2 protein-coding genes are annotated in these 1,843 nt (G+C 64.3%); both read right to left on the bottom strand.

Annotation, left to right across the window (positions count from 1 at the left end; genetic code table 11):
• Nucleotides 1-134: 134 nt before the first annotated feature.
• On the bottom strand, nucleotides 135-992 hold the full coding sequence (locus tag EN906_RS32700) for a carbohydrate ABC transporter permease (RefSeq protein ID WP_127272570.1): 858 nt from the start codon (nucleotides 990-992) through the stop codon (nucleotides 135-137).
• The coding region (locus EN906_RS32705) for a sugar ABC transporter permease (RefSeq protein ID WP_164777550.1) at nucleotides 992-1,843 on the bottom strand (852 nt) is incomplete at its 5' end. The genes EN906_RS32700 and EN906_RS32705, both read right to left, overlap by 1 nt.

The following is a 1,843-nucleotide window of genomic DNA, read 5'->3' on the forward strand; positions in this document are numbered from 1 at the left end:
GCGTGTGGCGACAGCGTCGGCGCGGTCGCCCCAGAAGCCGTGCACGTCGACCTGCGGCACCGGCAGCGGGCGGAAGGCGAGCTTCGGTTTTCCGGTTTTTGCGGATGGCGATGCGGTCATGAACTTACTCCATTCTATTTGACGGCCCCGGCCATCAGGCCGCGGATGTAGAAGCGCTGCAGCGCCAGGAAGAGGATGAGGCACGGCACCATCATCACGGTGACGCCCGCCTGCACCGCGCCCCAGTCGATGGCGCCGAAGCGGCCCGACTGCAGTGCGGTCATCATCACCGGCAGCGTGAACTTGGACTGGTCGGTCATCAGCACGAGGGCGGCGAGGAATTCGTTCCAGGCGCCGAGGAAGGCAAACAGGGCGATGGTGACCACGCCCGGCCAGACCAGCGGCAGCATCACTTTCAAAAGCATGGTGAGATTGCTGGCGCCGTCCATGCGGGCGGCCTCCTCGATTTCGCGCGGCACGGCGTCGAAGGCGTTGCGCATCATGAAGATCGAGAACGGCAGTTGCAGCGTCACATAGACGCCGACCAGGCCGGTCAGGGTGTTGTGCAGGCCAAGCTTGGTCAGCACCAGGAAGATCGGCGTCAGGATCGACTGAAACGGGATCATGATCGTCGACAGGATGAGGATGAAGAACAGGTCCTTGAACGGAAACCGGAACCGCGAAAAGCCGTAGCCGGCCAGCACGCTGACGGCGACCGACAGCACCACCGTCATCACCGAGACATAGATGCTGTTTTGCGCCGAGACCCACAGCCCGTCGCCGAAGCTGTTGAGCGTGGCATAGTTCTCCAGCGAGAACCCCGACGTCGGCCACGGCGGCAGCGGCGGCAGGCGTGCTTCGGCCGCCGGCTTGAACGCCGACAGCACCGCCCAAACAATCGGCGCGGCGAACAGCACCGAGGCGACGATGCCGGTAGAATGCTCTGCGACGCGGCTCAGGAGCCGGCGGCTACGGGAGGCTGCCTGCGCCATCAGTCGAGACCCTCCGGCTTGCGCAACAACCATAGCTGGACGAGGCTGAGCGCCACCAGGATGACCAGCAGCACCATGGAAAGTGCCGCGCCATAGCCGAGCTTGAACGACACGAAGGACTGGTTGAAGATCCAGTAGACCGCCGTCAGCGTCTGGTTGCGCGGGCCGCCGCGCAGGATGATGTAGAACTGGTCGAAGGCGAGGATCGAGCCGGCGACCGACAGGATCAGCGCCAGCGCCAGCGTGCGGCGCATCAGCGGCAGGGTGATCGCCCTGAACCTGGCGAAAGGCCCGGCACCGTCGATGACGGCCGCCTCCTGCAGGTCCTGCGGGATCGATTGCAGGCCGGCCATCAGGATGATCATGGTGAAGCCGGCGACCTTCCAGACGACCATGGCGATGATCGACCAGAAGGCCGGCTGGAAGGTGGCCAGAAGGTTGAACTTCCTGTCGATCAGTCCGAGGTCGTAGGCAGCCGGGCTGAACAGGCCGGAATCGACATTCAGCAACCACGACCAGAGCAGGCTGGCCGAGGCGAAACCGACAACCGCCGGCATGAAGAACATGGTGCGGTAGAGATTGGTCAGCGGCCGCGGCCGTTCGACGAACAGCGCCAGCGGAAAGGCCACCACGAAGATCGCGATGGTGACGATCACCGTGTAGAAGGCGGTGAAGCGCAGCGCGTTCCAGAACCTGGTGTCGCGCAGGATGGCGACGTAGTTGCCGAGGCCGATGTAGCTATGCTCGCCCATCAAGGGCCAGTTGTGCAGCGACATCCACGCCGTCATGCCGAGCGGGATCAGGAAAAAGACGACGACCAGCGCGACAGCCGGCGCGACATAGAGCAGGCC

The sequence above is a fragment of the Mesorhizobium sp. M7A.F.Ca.CA.004.06.1.1 genome, from assembly GCF_003999135.1.
Classification (GTDB): domain Bacteria; phylum Pseudomonadota; class Alphaproteobacteria; order Rhizobiales; family Rhizobiaceae; genus Mesorhizobium.

Bases quoted from the DNA above. Each gene is read 5' to 3' on its own strand.
- EN906_RS32700 (WP_127272570.1), bottom strand. From the start codon at position 992: ATGGCGCAGGCAGCCTCCCGTAGCCGCCGGCTCCTGAGCCGCGTCGCA.